Origin of the sequence: Streptomyces sp. NPDC059169, from assembly GCF_042755225.1 — a bacterium.
In the GTDB taxonomy this organism is placed as follows: Bacteria; Actinomycetota; Actinomycetes; order Streptomycetales; family Streptomycetaceae; genus Streptomyces.
The window spans coordinates 216,929-231,673 of the sequence record NZ_JBHZCF010000001.1 but is presented as its reverse complement, the minus strand read 5'-3'; the positions used below and the strand labels follow the sequence as shown (position 1 = coordinate 231,673).

The window sequence follows — 14,745 nt, the reverse complement described above, 5'->3', positions numbered from 1 at the left end:
GGCAGCCGCGGGCCGACTGAGGGTGGCGTCCACGGGAACGCTCATCCCATGACCACCACGATGCACGCCGTACGCGCCCACACCCGGGGCGGCCCGGACCACCTCGCCTACGAGTCGGCACCCCGCCCTGAACCATCGGACGGCGAGGTGCTCGTGGCGGTGCGCGCCGCGTCCGTCACCGCAGGCGAGCTCGATTGGGACGCGACCTGGACCGACAGCTTCGACGGGACCGGGCGCGACCGCACGCCCACCGTCCCCGCGCACGAAGTGTCGGGCGTGGTGGCGGCCGTCGGCAGCGGGGTGAGCGATCTCGATGTCGGCGACGAGGTCTACGGCCTGATCCCGTTCACCCGCGACGGTGCAGCCGCCGAATACGTCACGGTGCCCGCGGACGTGCTCGCCGCCAAGCCCGCCGGACTGGACCACGAGCGAACGGCGGCCGTCCCGCTCGCCGCGCTCACGGCCTGGCAGGCGCTCATGCGGCACGCGGCCCTCCAGCCCGGACAGCACATCCTGATCCAGGGCGGCGCGGGGGGCGTCGGCACCTTCGCGGTACAACTCGCCGCGGCGCTGGGCGCACGGGTCACGGCCACCGCATCGGCGCGCGACAAGGACTTCCTCACCGGGCTCGGGGCGCACACGGTCATCGACTACCGCACCGAACGGTTCGAGGACCAGGTGCACGACGTCGACGTGGTCCTCGACCTGGTCGGCGGTGACACCCTGGACCGCTCATGGGCGACGCTGCGCCCGGGAGGACTCCTGATCAGCGTCGTGCGGCCACCGGACCCGGAGATGGCCGCGAAGCGAGGGGTGCGGGCCCTCTTCTTCATCGTGGAGCCCGACCGGGCGGGCCTCGTGGCGATCAACGAGCTGATCGAGGGGGGCAGCCTGACGCCGGTCGTGGACCGCGTGGTGCCGCTCGCCGAGGCGCGGGCCGCCTACGAGGCACTGGCGACGGACCACCCGCGCGGCAAGGTCGTCCTGCGCGTGTGGCCGAGCGGATGAAGCCGCCCCGCGCGGCCGTCGGGGGCCCGTGACGCCGTCGCGCGGTTCCGCGGCGGGCGTGGTGCCGACGGGCGGTGCGCGGCGCCTGCCCCTCGAGCCCCGGGGCGACGGAGTCGGGTGGTGGAGCCGACCCGGCTCCGTGCGGCCCCTCAGGCTCAGCTCCCCAGCCCTTCGCCACTGCTCAGTTCAGCATCGAACGGGCGGCGTGCGCCCGGCGCCGGACGGAGGCTGCCGTCGCCGGCTCCACCGCCGAGACGACGTCCGCGTACGCGTCCAACTCCGCTGCGCCCGCGAGGAAGTCGCCGCGTTGGACGAGGAGTTGGGCGTGCTCGTAGCGCAGGCGGGCCGGGTGTGAGGGAAGGAGGAGGGAGAGCTCCACCGCCCAGAGGGCGACGTCCGTGCGTTCGGGGCGGGCCGCGGACCAGGCGCGGATGTTGTTGAGGATGCGCAGGACGATCTCCAACGGGTTCGCCGGGACGAGCATCGAGGGGTCGAGCGGTGAGCCCGTCGCCCCGGCGACCAGGAGTTCCGCGTCCGCCCCCGTCAACAGACGGCCTCCCCCGAAGGGGTCCGCCAGGACGGGGCCCTCCCCGGCGGCCACGTCGCCGAAGCCGACGACGAAATGGCCGGGCAGGGCGACGCCGTAGACCGGGGCACCGGCCCGGCGGGCCACCTCGATCCAGATGACCGAGAGCAGGATGGGCAGCCCCCTGCGCCGGCGCAGCACCTCGTGCAGCAGCGAGGACTCGAGCCGCTGGTAGCAGCCGGGGGTGCCGTGGAATCCGCAGCGCTCGCCGAGGAGTCCCGACAGGGCGGCCACCCAGTTGTACGGGCCGGTGAGCCCGTACGGCAGCAGCCCCGCCAGCCGGTCCAGCTCGATCTGGGCGGCGTCCAGCCCCGCCTCGTCCAGTTGGGGATCGGCCTCCGCGCCGACCAGCAGGCACAGCGTCGCGAGGTCCGGCCGCTCGGAGCGGGCCTCCTCGGCGAAGCGCTGCCGCCGGCGCATGGCCTCGGGGTGTGGCGGTTGCATATGCGTCTCGTACCCGCTCAGGAAGATCGGGAGTATCGGAAGTGGTGGTAGAGGTGATGGGGCGCGAACCCCATGCCCTCGTACAGGGTCCGGGCGCCGCCGTTGCCGGATTCGACCTGTAGCCACGCCGCCGAGGCGCCCTCCTCCAGGGCGCGCCGGGCGAGCGCGGTCATCACGGCCGTCGCCAGTCCCTGCCTGCGGTGCGCGGGACCCACCTCCACCGCCATGAAACCGGCCCAGCGCCCGTCGACCACGCAGCGCCCGATCGCCGCCGGAATCCCGGGGCCGCCGGGGTCGTCCGACGCCCCGGACTCGGCCGGTACCGTCGCGAACCACACCGACGGGCCGCTGCTCAGGACCTCCACCACATGGGGGCCCGGCACCCCGGACCGCCGGTAGCGCCCGAGCCACGCCTCGTCGACCGAGCGCCCCAGGTGCACCTGCGCAACGTCCGCGTCCAGGTCGGCGACCGCCGCGAGCCCGCCGATCCGCAGCTCCGCCGACACCTCGCGCTCCCAGCCGCGCCGCTCCAATTCCGCGCAGAGCACTTCCTGGGTGCCTTCGGCCCCGGTCGCGGTCTGCACGTAGGCCGGCAGACCGCGCTGCGCGTACCAGGACCTGATCCGTGCCAGCGCCTCGTCCAGTGGCATTCCGGGGTCGCCCACCGCCAGCACCGAATTCGCCCGTCGGGTGAAGCCCGACGAGGCTCGCAGCACCCAGTCCCCGAGCGGTTCGCTCTCCACCGGTTGCCAGGCACGGGCGGCCACCCGGGCGAGCTCCTCGAACGACGCCGCGGGACCCCGCCGGCGCGCCGGTGCGGCCGGTACGACCTTGCCCGCGACCAGCGAGGCTTCCGGGATGTGGACGACCTCCCCCGTCCTTCGTGTGATGATCAGCACAGCGTGGTCCCATGATGTGAGAACGCCGACCGTGTCCGTGAACGCTCCCGTGCCGGCCCCCGGCTCGGCGCGCCGCCGCACGGATACGCGTTTTCCCACGTCAGAAGGGGTGATGCGGACCTCCAGGCGTCCGCCCGCGGCGAATTCCACAGCTCAGTGCTCCCCTCCTGTTCGGATCATCCCCCGGAACGGAGATACTAGGTGCGGGCATCGACGACGCCGCGCTCCCGCGCAGCCCCGCGGCGAGCCGCAGATCGGACGCCGCGCCCTACGGAGGAGGAACGACAGCGTGACCTACGTCATCGCGCAGCCTTGTGTCGACGTCAAGGACAAGGCGTGCATCGAGGAGTGCCCCGTCGACTGCATCTACGAGGGCCAGCGGTCCTTGTACATCCACCCGGACGAATGCGTCGACTGTGGTGCCTGTGAGCCGGTCTGCCCGGTCGAGGCGATCTTCTACGAGGACGACACCCCCGAGGAGTGGAAGGACTACTACAAGGCGAACGTCGAGTTCTTCGACGAGCTCGGTTCGCCCGGCGGCGCCTCCAAGCTGGGCCTGATCGAGCGCGACCATCCCTTCATCGCCGCACTGCCGCCGCAGAACGGCTGATCGAGCGACTCCGGTCCCGTACGGTGCGTCCGCCGTACGGGACCGTGGCGTTTCGTCCGCACGAGAAAGTGAGCACCGTGTCCGCAGTCTCTGCTCGTCTCCCCGTCTTCCCCTGGGACAAGCTGGAGCCGTACAAGGCGACCGCCGCCGCCCACCCGGACGGCATCGTCGACCTCTCCGTCGGTACACCGGTCGACCCCGTTCCCCCGCTGATCCAGCAGGCGCTGGTGGCGGCCGCGGACTCTCCCGGCTATCCGACGGTGTGGGGGACGTCCGCCCTGCGCGACGCGCTGGTCGGCTGGTGCGAGCGGCGGCTCGGCGCGGTGTCGTTCACGCACACCCACGTCCTTCCCGTGGTGGGGTCCAAGGAACTGGTGGCCTGGCTACCGACCCAGTTGGGCCTGGGGGCCGGCGACCGGGTCGCGTACCCACGGCTCGCCTACCCCACCTATGAGGTCGGGGCCCGCCTGTGCGGTGCGACGCCCGTGGTGTACGACGACCCGACCCAGCTCGACCCCTCCGGTCTGAAGCTCCTCTGGCTGAACTCGCCGTCCAACCCGACCGGCCAGGTCCTCGCCAAGGAGGAGCTGGTCCGCATCGTCTCCTGGGCGCGGCGGCACGGCGTGCTGGTGTTCAGCGACGAGTGCTACCTGGAGCTGGGCTGGGAGGCCGAGCCGGTCTCCGTGCTGCACCCCGACGTCTGCGGCGGATCGTACGAAGGAATCGTCGCGGTCCACTCGCTGTCCAAGCGCTCCAACCTGGCCGGCTACCGTGCCGCGTTCGTCGCGGGTGACCCTGCCGTACTCGGCGAACTGCTCCGGATCCGCAAGCACGGCGGGATGATGACGCCCGCACCGGTCCAGGCAGCCACGGTCGCCGCCCTCGGCGACGACGCGCACGTGGCGGAGCAACGGTCCCGGTATGCGGCACGGCGCGCGGCGCTGCGGGACGCGTTGCTGGCGCACGGCTTCCGGATCGAGCACAGCGAGGCGAGCCTGTACCTGTGGGCGACCCGCGACGAACCCTGCTGGGACACCGTGGCGTACCTGGCGGAGCGGGGCGTCCTGGTCGCCCCGGGGGACTTCTACGGCGAGGCGGGTGCACGGTTCGTGCGGGTGGCCTTCACCGCGACCGACGAGCGGGTGCAAGCGGCGGTGAAGCGGCTCGCCTGAGGCCCTGGTCGGCGGCGGCTGCCTCCGGACTTCGGAGCGCGCGAGGGCCCCGGGAAACCACAGGCGGCTTCCCGGAGCCCTTTCCGTGCGCGGGTCAGGCCGGCAGGCCGTGCGCGGGCAGGTCCGTCACCGGGAGGATGTGCATCGGAGCCGTGAGCGAAGGCATGTCCGTGGCGGGCAGGGGGGCCGCCGGCACCGTGGTCGGCGGCAGGGAAGTCGCCGGCAGCGTGGTGGCCGGGACCTGTCCGGTGGGCAGCGTGTCGGTCGGGAGTGATCCGGCGGGCAGGGTGGCGCCCGCGTCATGGACCTCGCCGGCCAAGGCCTCGGCGGAGGGCAGGCCCTGCGAGGCCGCGGTCTGCGTCGTCCGGCCGAGGGCGTGCGCGGCGTTCCCCGCGGCCTGTCCGCCCATCTGCTGCGCGGTCGGTGCACCCGTCCTCGCGGCCTGGCCGAGGGGTGCGGCGGCCGGGAGTGTCGTGCCGACCACCCTGCCGCCGGTCTCGTTCGCCAGACCGGCCGCCTGGTGCGCGGTTCCGTCCGTGGCGTCGCCGACCGCGACGCCGTCGACCGTGCTCAGGCTGCCGCCCAGGTCCTGGGTGGGGCCGAGCTCTACGGCGTTGGCGGAGCCGGCCGCACCGACCACGGGAGCTGCACCCGCTGCGACGAGCAGCGCGGCACGGGCGATCCTGCGGGTCAGGGGGAGGGACATGGTGCTCCTTCGACGAGATGACGTTGGGGGTGGCTGTGTTGACCATCCGGTGACCGGACGCCATGACAACCGCTGCTGGGCCCGGGAAGGTTGCGGTGTACCGAGGTAAAGAGTTCGCAATGCATCGCATAATCAGCCACGGACAAAAACGGGCGAACAATGCGGGCACGGACAGTGTGCTGAACCGTCACTTCCCTTTTGACGCAACGGAATTGATGGAAGTCGTCGAACGGGTGCGAACAAGCCGGGGAAACATCGCCGTGAGCGCGTCGGGTAACTCGGAGGAATGACGCACCGGACTATTGCGCGACGGTAAATTCGAGCGCGGCTTGCGGCGCCTTGACCCCAACGGGTCGTGCGGGACGCGTCCCGCACGTGACCTAGCGGGCGAGACGGATCCGTACAGCCTCCGAGTCCGCGTCGGACGCCCGCCAGCCCTCGTCGGCCTCGTCCACGCTCCACACCCTGCCACCGTACGAGACTTCGATGATCCGCAGCTCTGCTGCCTTGGCCACTGCCCAGTGCGCCAGCTCCCAGCCCCGGCGGTCCCCGTCGCCGGACCCCGCAGCGCTGGTCGCCGTCACCGGAACCGTCAATTCCGCCGACTGGGGCGCGCCCGTGCGACCCGTGCTGCGGGCCGGGGGCAGCACCCCGGACCCGAAGGAGCGCACCAGCTCGGCCCGCACCTTCGCAGGATCGCCCGGACGCCCCTTCACCTGGCGCGCGGTGCACGTCAAGGAGGCCGAAGCCCGACCGGTCAGGGCCGCGGACAGCAGCGAGGCGTCCGGCTCGTGCTTCGCGTACGCCTGCGGGAAGCCGCTTCGCTGGACGCGCTGGGCCGCCACGGTCAACGGGAGCCGCGAGTAGCCGGGCACCTTGGCCAGGTGGTCGTAGAACTTGCCCGCTGCGAAAACGGGATCGAGGATCTCCTGCGTGGTGCCCCACCCCTGCGAGGGGCGCTGCTGGAAGAGCCCGATCGAGTCCCGGTCACCGTGGTTGATGTTGCGGAGGGCCGACTCCTGCAGGGCAGTCGCCAGGGCGATGGTCACGGCGCGCTCCGGCATCCCGCGGGTGGTCCCCACCGCCGAGATCGTGGCGGCATTGGCGGCCATCTCCGGGCTGAGCTCGAAGGACGTGCCCGAACCGGAAGCACTGCCCGCGTCCGCACCGTCGACCGAGCGCACCACGCAACGCGGTGCGTCGCTCCCGCTCACGTACTGCACGACCACGTACGCGACCAGCGCCAGGAGCACGGCGAACGCCGCCGCGGTACGGAGGAGGCGGCCGCGACGGACGGTGGGGACGGTCTCGGTCACGCGCCCACGGTACTGGAGCGCCAGATCGCCCCGGTCCGACCCCTCCACCCCGCAGGCCCCCGGTACCGGGTGTTCATCCCCTGGCACCGGGAGCACCGCGCCACGGGCGCTAGGGTCGGAGCCATGTCGGAAACCGCGCTTGACCTCACCCTGGACGCCCCGGCGCTCACCGCACGACTGGTCGACTTCCCGTCGGTCAGCGGCGACGAGAAGCCCCTCGCCGACGCGATCGAGCAGGCGCTGCGCGCCCTCCCGCACCTCACCGTGGACCGGCACGGCAACAACGTCGTCGCCCGTACCCGGCTGGGCCGTGCCGAGCGGGTCATCCTGGCGGGCCACATCGACACCGTCCCGATCGCCGACAACGTCCCCTCCCGGCTGGACGACGACGGCATCCTCTGGGGCTGCGGCACCTCGGACATGAAGTCCGGAGTCGCGGTCCAACTGCGGATTGCCGCCACCGTCCCCGAGCCCAACCGTGATCTCACCTTCGTCTTCTACGACAACGAAGAGGTCGCCGCACACCTCAACGGCCTCGGGCACCTGGCCGACGCCCACCCCGACTGGCTGGAGGGCGACTTCGCCGTGCTCCTGGAGCCCTCGGACGCCCAGGTCGAGGGGGGTTGCCAGGGCACGCTGCGCGTCCACCTGCGGACGACGGGAGAGCGGGCGCACTCCGCACGCAGTTGGATGGGGTCGAACGCCGTCCACGCCGTCGCACCGATCCTCGACCGGCTCGCCGCGTACGAGCCGCGCCGCCCGGTGATCGACGGACTGGAGTACCGCGAGGGCCTCAACGCCGTGGGGATCGAGGGCGGCGTCGCCACCAATGTGATCCCCGACGCGTGCACCGTGGTGATCAACTACCGGTACGCGCCGGACCGCAGCGAGGAGGAGGCGATCGCCCACGTCCGCGAGGTCTTCGCGGACTGCCCGGTCAGCGAGTTCCTCGTCGACGACCACTCGGGGGCCGCCCTGCCGGGGCTGGGCCACCCGGCCGCCGCCGCGTTCATGGCGGCAGTCGGCGGCACCCCGCAGCCCAAGTTCGGCTGGACCGACGTCTCCCGTTTCGGTTCCCTCGGCATCCCCGCGGTGAACTACGGGCCGGGCGACGCCCTGTACGCCCACAAGCGGGACGAGCACGTCGCGGTAGGGAAGATCACCCACTGTGAGCAGCGGCTTCGCGATTGGCTCACTGGCCGACCATCGTAATTTCGTCGTTCTTCACGTTCGTGGACCTACCCTGACCTGGAACGTGCACCGCAGCGGAGGGAGCAGGCCATGGACATTCCCGAGGAAGCACAGCGGCCGGAGGAGCAGCGACTGGGGCCGGTGGTGCGCCGCAGGGGCCAGATCCAGCCGGGCACGACCGATCAGCGGTTGCTGGACACAGAAGGCGATTCCGAGTGGGTGCACACCGATCCGTGGCGGGTCATGCGCATCCAGTCGGAGTTCGTCGAAGGCTTCGGGGCCCTCGCCGAACTGCCCAGTGCCGTCAGCGTCTTCGGCTCCGCCAGGACGGAACCCGGTTCGTACGAGTACGAGGTGGGCGAGCGGCTCGGCCGGGCCCTCGGCGAGGCCGGTTTCGCGGTGATCACCGGCGGGGGCCCGGGTGCGATGGAGGCCGCGAACAAGGGCGCCCGGGAGGCCAGGGGCGTTTCGGTCGGCCTCGGGATCGAGCTGCCCTTCGAGCAGGGGCTCAACCCGCACGTGGACATCGGTGTGAACTTCCGCTACTTCTTCGTCCGCAAGACGATGTTCGTGAAGTACGCGCAGGGCTTCGTGGTCATGCCCGGCGGCTTCGGCACCCTGGACGAGCTCTTCGAGGCGCTCACGCTCGTCCAGACCCGCAAGGTGACCCGCTTCCCCATCGTGCTCTTCGGCTCGGCCTACTGGTCGGGGCTGGTCGACTGGCTCAGGGACACCGTGGTCGCCCAGGGCAAGGCGTCCGCGCGGGACCTGCTGCTCTTCCACGTCACGGACGACGTGGAGGAGGCGGTCGCCCTGGTCACGAAGGAGACGGGACCGCCGGCGCCGGGCCCCTACGAGGGCTACGAGGCCTGAAGCCCGCCCGTGCGGTCCGGCCGTCAGGCCAGGCCCCGGCGGGCGACCGCCGGGGGCCGACGGCCCGCGATCGACGCGACCATGTCCAACACCTGTCGCGTTTCGACGACCTCGTGCACCCGGTAGACCCGGGCACCGAGCCAAGCCGACACGGCGGTCGTCGCGAGCGTACCGATCACCCGTTCCTTCACCGGCCGGTCGAGGGTCTCTCCGACGAAGTCCTTGTTCGACAGCGAGACCAGGACCGGCCAGCCCGTCTCGACCATCTCGCCGAGCCGTCGGGTCGCCTCCAGGGAGTGCCGGGTGTTCTTGCCGAAGTCGTGGCCGGGGTCGATGAGGATCCCGTCCCGGCGGACGCCGAGCTCCACGGCCCGCTCGGCAAGCCCGGTCGTCACCCTCAGGATGTCCTCCACCACGTCCTCGTACGCGATCCGGTGCGGACGGGTACGCGGCTCGGCGCCACCCGCGTGCGTGCACACCAGCCCCGCCCCGTAGCGGGCGGCCACCCCGGCGAGCTCGGGGTCCACCCCGCCCCAGGCATCGTTCAGGAGGTCCGCACCCGCCTCGCACACGGCGGCGCCGACGTCGTGCCGCCAGGTGTCGACGCTGATCACCACATCGGGGAAGCGCCTGCGCACCTCGGCCACGAAGCCGACCGTACGGCGCGCCTCCTCCTCGGCGGTGACCTCCTCGCCGGGGCCCGCCTTCACGCCACCGATGTCGATGATGGCCGCACCCTCCGCCACGGCGTGCTCGACGCGGGCGAGCGCAGGCTCGTCGCGGAACGTGGCGCCCTGGTCGTAGAAGGAGTCCGGGGTCCGGTTGACGATCGCCATGACCACCGGTTCGTGCGCCTCGAACTCACGCCGCCCCAGCCGCAGGGTTCCGCTGCCCATCCGGTGTTTCCTCCTCGCGATCGGGTCGCCTGCGACCTTAACCGTCAGCGGCGCATGGCACGATCGGCAGCGGACGGTTTCCTGCTCCGGGGAGAGGCGCGCTTGTGTTCTGGTTCTTGCTGATCGCGATGGTCGTGGTGGTCGCCGCGGTCACCCTCGCGGTGGTCGGCGGCGGTGACGGCGCCGTCCTGCCGGAAGCGGCCCCCGAGCAGACGGTGGACCCCCTGCCGCCGGACCGCCCGGTGGGCCGCGCCGACGTCGAGGCGGTCCGCCTCCCGGTGGTCGCCCGCGGCTACCGGATGGTGGACGTCGACGACGTGTTGGGTCGGCTCGGGGCCGAGCTCGCGGAGCGGGACGCACGGATCGCCGAGCTGGAGTCGGCGCTCGCCGGTCAGCAGGCGGCAGCGGTCAGTCCGCCCGAGCTGTTCGACGAGCCTGCCGCGGGCGGCGCGCCGCGGGCGGACCGGCCCGGGCGCGAGGGCTTCTTCGACAAGAAGCCCGAGCAGGAAGAGGAGCAGGACTGATGGGCGGTGCCGTCGCCGGCCCGGACGGGCGGTTGCGCTGCCCGTGGGGCCTGTCCACCGACGACTACGTGGCCTACCACGACGACGAGTGGGGACGACCGGTCCACGGGGACGACGCCCTGTTCGAGCGGCTGTCCCTCGAAGCGTTCCAGTCGGGGCTCTCCTGGATCACGATCCTGCGCCGTCGTGAGGGATTCCGGCGGGCCTTCGCCGGTTTCGAGATCGCGGCCGTGGCCGCCTTCACCGATGCCGACCGGGAGCGTCTCCTGGCCGACCCCGGGATCATCAGGAACCGGGCCAAGGTCGAGGCCACCCTGGCCAACGCCCGGGTGCTCGCGGAATGGCGGGACGGTGAGCTCGACTCCCTGGTCTGGTCGTACGCAACCGATCCGGCCGACCGCCCGGCACCACGCACCGTCGCCGACGTTCCCGCGATCACGGACGAGTCGACCGCGCTCTCCAAGGCGCTCAAGAAACGCGGGTTGCGGTTCATCGGCCCGACGACGGCCTACGCCCTGATGCAGGCGTGCGGTCTGGTCGACGACCACCTCGCGGACTGCGTGGCCCGCCGGGCATGACCCCCGGCGGGCTGCCGCCGAGCTGCGCTACCGGCCCAGGTACGTCGGCTTCTCCTTGGCGATGAAGGACCGGACGGCGATGGCGTGGTCCTCGGAGGCACCGGCCCTGGTCTGCAACTCGTCCTCCTTGCGCAGGGTCTCGCCCAGCGAGTGTTCGGCGCCGTACGCGAGGGATTCCTTGATCGCGGCGTACGCGAGGGTCGGCCCTTCCGCCAGGGCACGGGCCACCGAAAGTGCTTCGGCGGCCAGGTCGTCGGCCGGCACGAGCCTGTTCACGATGCCCAGGTCGTGGGCCTCCTGGGCGCTGATGGAGCGGGGGAAGAGCAGCAGGTCGGCGGCGCGGCTCGCACCGACCAGCCGGGGCAGCGTCCAGGAGACGCCGGAGTCGGCGGTGAGCGCGACGCCCGCGAAGGAGGTCGTGAACGTCGCGGACTCCGCGACCACCCGGTAGTCAGCGGCCAGGGCGAAGCCCATCCCGGCACCGGCGGCGACCCCGTTCACACCGGCCACCACCGGCTTCGGCATGCTGGTGATGGCCTCCACGATCGGGTTGTAGTGATCGCGAACGGTGCTCATCGTGTGTGTGGTGCCCGATTCCTTGTCGGACATCAGCAGGGAGACGTGCTCTTTCAGGTCCTGGCCCACGCAGAACGCACGACCGGTCGCCGTCAGCAGCACCGCCCGTACGGCCGGATCCGCGGCAGCGGAGTGCAGCGCGTCCCGGAGGGCGACCTTGGCCTCGACGTTCAGCGCGTTCATGGCCTCCGGCCGGTTCAGCGTGATCGTCGCGAGTCCGTCGCCCACCTCGTACAGCACGGTGTCGGCCATGTCAGGGTCCCCTTTGCGCATCGGCTGTGATGTCGAGCCCAGCATGGCGGAGATCGCGGAGGGGGGACATACGGCCTGGTATGTGAGCTGCGTCAAAGAACTCGGCTCCCCGAGCCGTCGGCCGGGAGCGGGGCGAGGGCGAAGTATCGCAGGCGGATCGGCGAATTGAGTGGTTTTGCGAGAGCGCGTTGCGTAAGCGATGCCGACTCATGTTGGTCATCGGGTCCCGCGATGCGGGATAATGGCTGGGAAGCAATGTGTTCGATGCCGGTGACGCGTGCCCATCCAGGGGGCCGTCGGCTGACGATGAGCTGGTTTCAGGAAGGGGAACGAGCATGGCGGCCATGAAGCCGCGGACGGGCGACGGCCCGCTCGAGGTGACCAAGGAGGGGCGGGGCATCGTCATGCGCGTTCCGCTCGAAGGCGGCGGTCGGCTTGTCGTCGAGCTGACTCCGGACGAGGCCGACGCGCTCGGCGACGCCCTCAAGAAGGTCGTCGGCTGACCCGACGTCCGCAGTTTTTCACTTTTTCACTGCCCCGGTACGACATCGTGCCGGGGCAGTGTCGTTCAGCAGGCGGTGGCGCCTCAGCCGCGGCGCACCGCGCAGAGGAGCCCGTCGCCGACCGGCAGCAGGGACGGCAGCAATTCCCGGCTCTCGCGTACCGTCCGAAGCAGCTCCCGCACCCGCAGCACCTCGCCCGGCTGCACTGCCGAATCGACCGTCCGCCCGTCGGCGAAGACCCCCTCGAAGCACACGAGGCCGCCGGGCCGCAGCAGACGCAACGATTCAGCTAGGTATTCCAACGACTCCATCCGGTCGCCGTCGCAGAAGACCAGGTCGTATCCGCCGTCCGCGAGCCGCGGCAGGACGTCGAGCGCGCGGCCGGGGATGAAGCGTGCCCGGTTCCCCGCGAAACCGGCGGCCCTGAAGGCCTGCTTGGCGAACTGCTGCCGATCCGGCTCGGGGTCCACCGTGGTCAGGACGCCGTCGGGTCGCATCCCCTGCAGCAGGTAGATCCCGGACACGCCGGTGCCGGTGCCGATCTCGGCGACCGCCTTGGCGTCCGCCGTTGCGGCCAGCAGGCGCAGCGCAGCGCCGGTAACCGGCGACACCGAGGGCAGCCCTGCTTCCCGGGACCGCTCACGGGCCCAGCGCAGTGCTTCGTCCTCGGCGACAAAGGCGTCGGTGAACGCCCAGCTCGTCTGCCGGTTGGCGGAAATGACCCTCTCCTGTCCCCGTAGTGGCGCACCCGTGACTGTATCCGCTGCGCCCGGGAACCCGCAGATGGGACCGGGCGTTGAGAAGGGGCGGGGGGAGAGGTGTGGAGGATCGACACCCGTACCCAAATTCGCGTAAAGATTCTTATCCGGAGCTAACGGGCGAGGTGGCTATGGTAGGGGCTCCACTGGACACCACCAGAGCCGACAGGGGAGGTGCGGCTGCGCCTGTGGATCGGAGAGGGGTGCTGAGGCGCCTCCTCGGGTCGGCGGGCGAGCCGAAATCCGTGACCGACACCGCTGACGCCCGTTCTCTCCAGACCGACTCCGTTCCCACCGCGACCTTCGCACCGGATGCGGAATCCCAGGTATGGACCCCTCCGTCGTGGGAGGACATCGTCAGTACGCACAGCGCACGGGTCTACCGCCTCGCCTACCGTCTGACGGGCAACCAGCACGACGCCGAGGACCTCACCCAGGAGGTCTTCGTCCGGGTCTTCCGGTCCCTCTCGACCTACACGCCGGGGACGTTCGAGGGGTGGCTGCACCGGATCACGACGAACCTGTTCCTGGACATGGTCCGGCGCAAGCAGCGCATCCGCTTCGACGCGCTCGGCGACGACGCGGCCGAGCGGCTGCCCAGCCGTGAGCCGTCCCCGCAGCAGGTCTTCCACGACACCCACTTCGACGCCGACGTCCAGCAGGCGCTGGACACCCTCGCGCCGGAGTTCCGCGCCGCCGTCGTGCTGTGCGACATCGAGGGTCTGTCCTACGAGGAGATCGCGGCCACGCTCGGCGTCAAGCTCGGCACGGTCCGCAGCCGCATCCACCGCGGTCGTTCCCACCTGCGCAAGTCCCTGCAGCACCGTTCGCCCGAGGCGAGGGCGGAGCAGCGTGCGCTCGCAGGCGTGACCGGGGAGGGCGGGACGGCGTGAGCAGCACGAGTCCGACGCCCGCTGAGCAGCACCTGGGGGACCGGCTTGCGGCTCTGGTGGACGGCGAGCTGAAACACGACGCGCGCGAGCGCGTCCTGGCACATCTGGCCACCTGTCCCAAGTGCAAGGCCGAGGCCGACGCCCAGCGCCGACTGAAGAGCGTCTTCGCCACGGTCGCCCCGCCGCCGCCGTCCGAGGGCCTGCTCGCGCGGCTGCAGGGGCTGCCGGGCGGCCCGCCCGGAGGTGATGACGACCCGCGGGGAGGTCCCTTCGGCCGGGGGCCGCTCACGGACGGTGTCTTCGACATGACCCCGGAAGGTGTGGGCTACGCCCCGGGTGGCCACGGACTCCCCGGTGGATCGGGCTCCGGCTTCCGTATCCATGACGTGGGGCGCCAGGAAGCCGAGCGGTCACCGTGGCGGGGTCGCAGGTTCGCGTTCGCCGCCGCAAGCGCGGTGTCGTTCGCGGCGATCGCCCTCGGCGGGAGCGTGCCGGTGGCCACCACCGGCGATGTCTCGGCCCGCGGGGACGGTCGCAGCAACAACGTCACGCCCGTCCGCAGCGTTCCCGCGGGCAGTGCTGCGGAGACCGCCCGTCGCCGTGGCGGGACGACGGCCCTCCCCACGGCCCAGAGCGCCCTGTCGGTGACACCGCAGAACCTGGTGCAGGCGCCTTCCCACCAGTACCTGGTGCCGACCCTGCTCAGCGCCCGGTCCGCCGCACCGCTGATACGCCCCACCTCCGGGCCTACGGGGCCTGCTCGCCGGATCGCCTCGGCGCCGGACCCGGGCGCGTCCGTGTCGGCCTTCCCGCTGTCCCACAGGTCCCCGGCTCCCGGCCGGCGCTGAGCCTTCGGGGCGCGACGCCCAGCCGACCGTGCCCGTGCACCTGCCGGGCCCGGTGGGCGTCCCGTCCCGGTCCCCGAGGCGAGGGCGACGGTGGCCGGGCAACCTATGGGAC

17 protein-coding genes are annotated in these 14,745 nt (G+C 71.8%); 10 read left to right on the top strand and 7 right to left on the bottom strand.

Features of this window, described 5'->3' with window-relative positions; translation table 11 throughout:
* Positions 1-48: 48 nt before the first annotated feature.
* Positions 49-1,008, top strand: coding sequence for an NADP-dependent oxidoreductase (locus ACFXOM_RS01015; protein ID WP_384948467.1), 960 nt, complete (start codon positions 49-51; stop codon positions 1,006-1,008).
* A gap of 181 nt (positions 1,009-1,189) precedes the next feature.
* Here ACFXOM_RS01015 and ACFXOM_RS01010 read toward each other — a convergent pair whose 3' ends face one another.
* Together ACFXOM_RS01010 and ACFXOM_RS01005 are read right to left on the bottom strand one after the other, a co-directional pair.
* Positions 1,190-2,038: a transglutaminase-like domain-containing protein gene (locus tag ACFXOM_RS01010; protein ID WP_384932001.1), complete on the bottom strand. Its 849-nt coding sequence runs from the start codon at positions 2,036-2,038 to the stop codon at positions 1,190-1,192.
* A 17-nt stretch (positions 2,039-2,055) separates the two neighbouring features.
* A complete protein-coding gene (locus ACFXOM_RS01005; RefSeq protein ID WP_384931999.1) occupies positions 2,056-3,087 on the bottom strand; it encodes a GNAT family N-acetyltransferase in 1,032 nt (343 codons plus the stop codon).
* Positions 3,088-3,226: 139 nt separating this feature from the next.
* Here ACFXOM_RS01005 and fdxA point away from each other — a divergent pair, with 139 nt between their 5' ends.
* Complete coding sequence (gene fdxA, locus ACFXOM_RS01000) at positions 3,227-3,547, top strand: ferredoxin (protein ID WP_010474859.1); 321 nt, start codon at positions 3,227-3,229, stop codon at positions 3,545-3,547.
* 77 nt (positions 3,548-3,624) lie between these two features.
* Positions 3,625-4,719: a bifunctional succinyldiaminopimelate transaminase/glutamate-prephenate aminotransferase gene (locus ACFXOM_RS00995; protein WP_385036694.1), complete on the top strand. Its 1,095-nt coding sequence runs from the start codon at positions 3,625-3,627 to the stop codon at positions 4,717-4,719.
* Between the two features lie 94 nt (positions 4,720-4,813).
* On the opposite strand, the gene ACFXOM_RS00990 is transcribed toward ACFXOM_RS00995, so the two are convergent.
* Both ACFXOM_RS00990 and ACFXOM_RS00985 read right to left on the bottom strand, forming a co-directional pair.
* Positions 4,814-5,425, bottom strand: coding sequence for an ATP-binding protein (locus tag ACFXOM_RS00990; protein ID WP_384931994.1), 612 nt, complete (start codon positions 5,423-5,425; stop codon positions 4,814-4,816).
* A gap of 380 nt (positions 5,426-5,805) precedes the next feature.
* Positions 5,806-6,741 carry a hypothetical protein gene (locus tag ACFXOM_RS00985; protein ID WP_385036692.1) on the bottom strand — a complete coding sequence of 312 codons (936 nt, stop codon included), beginning with the start codon at positions 6,739-6,741 and terminating at the stop codon, positions 5,806-5,808.
* Between the two features lie 123 nt (positions 6,742-6,864).
* Between ACFXOM_RS00985 and dapE the strand changes: the two genes are divergently transcribed.
* Both dapE and ACFXOM_RS00975 read left to right on the top strand, forming a co-directional pair.
* Positions 6,865-7,953 (top strand): succinyl-diaminopimelate desuccinylase, encoded by a 1,089-nt coding sequence (gene dapE, locus ACFXOM_RS00980; protein ID WP_384948464.1) that lies wholly within the window; start codon positions 6,865-6,867, stop codon positions 7,951-7,953.
* A 69-nt stretch (positions 7,954-8,022) separates the two neighbouring features.
* Complete coding sequence (locus ACFXOM_RS00975) at positions 8,023-8,805, top strand: TIGR00730 family Rossman fold protein (protein ID WP_384931985.1); 783 nt, start codon at positions 8,023-8,025, stop codon at positions 8,803-8,805.
* A 23-nt stretch (positions 8,806-8,828) separates the two neighbouring features.
* On the opposite strand, the gene folP is transcribed toward ACFXOM_RS00975, so the two are convergent.
* Positions 8,829-9,701: a dihydropteroate synthase gene (gene folP / locus ACFXOM_RS00970; protein ID WP_384931983.1), complete on the bottom strand. Its 873-nt coding sequence runs from the start codon at positions 9,699-9,701 to the stop codon at positions 8,829-8,831.
* A 104-nt stretch (positions 9,702-9,805) separates the two neighbouring features.
* Between folP and ACFXOM_RS00965 the strand changes: the two genes are divergently transcribed.
* Together ACFXOM_RS00965 and ACFXOM_RS00960 are read left to right on the top strand one after the other, a co-directional pair.
* On the top strand, positions 9,806-10,225 hold the full coding sequence (locus ACFXOM_RS00965) for a hypothetical protein (protein WP_384948462.1): 420 nt from the start codon (positions 9,806-9,808) through the stop codon (positions 10,223-10,225).
* The gene (locus ACFXOM_RS00960) at positions 10,222-10,803 is read left to right on the top strand and encodes a DNA-3-methyladenine glycosylase I (RefSeq protein WP_385036869.1); all 582 of its coding nucleotides are present in this window, start codon (positions 10,222-10,224) and stop codon (positions 10,801-10,803) included. Before ACFXOM_RS00965 ends, ACFXOM_RS00960 begins: the two co-directional genes overlap by 4 nt.
* Before the next feature lie 27 nt (positions 10,804-10,830).
* Here the strand turns inward: ACFXOM_RS00960 and ACFXOM_RS00955 are convergent, their stop codons facing one another.
* A complete protein-coding gene (locus ACFXOM_RS00955) occupies positions 10,831-11,631 on the bottom strand; it encodes an enoyl-CoA hydratase/isomerase family protein (protein ID WP_384948460.1) in 801 nt (266 codons plus the stop codon).
* A gap of 335 nt (positions 11,632-11,966) precedes the next feature.
* On the opposite strand from ACFXOM_RS00955, the gene ACFXOM_RS00950 reads away from it, so the two are divergent.
* Entirely contained in the window at positions 11,967-12,134 is a 168-nt protein-coding gene (locus tag ACFXOM_RS00950; protein ID WP_003966491.1) for a DUF3117 domain-containing protein, read from the top strand.
* 83 nt (positions 12,135-12,217) lie between these two features.
* On the opposite strand, the gene ACFXOM_RS00945 is transcribed toward ACFXOM_RS00950, so the two are convergent.
* Positions 12,218-12,919: an O-methyltransferase gene (locus tag ACFXOM_RS00945; RefSeq protein WP_384932095.1), complete on the bottom strand. Its 702-nt coding sequence runs from the start codon at positions 12,917-12,919 to the stop codon at positions 12,218-12,220.
* A gap of 104 nt (positions 12,920-13,023) precedes the next feature.
* On the opposite strand from ACFXOM_RS00945, the gene sigE reads away from it, so the two are divergent.
* Together sigE and ACFXOM_RS00935 are read left to right on the top strand one after the other, a co-directional pair.
* Positions 13,024-13,785, top strand: a complete 762-nt coding sequence (gene sigE / locus ACFXOM_RS00940; RefSeq protein ID WP_384931974.1) for an RNA polymerase sigma factor SigE — start codon at positions 13,024-13,026, stop codon at positions 13,783-13,785.
* On the top strand, positions 13,782-14,633 hold the full coding sequence (locus ACFXOM_RS00935; RefSeq protein ID WP_384931972.1) for an anti-sigma factor family protein: 852 nt from the start codon (positions 13,782-13,784) through the stop codon (positions 14,631-14,633). The genes sigE and ACFXOM_RS00935 overlap by 4 nt, the downstream gene beginning before the upstream one ends.
* Positions 14,634-14,745 lie beyond the last annotated feature (112 nt).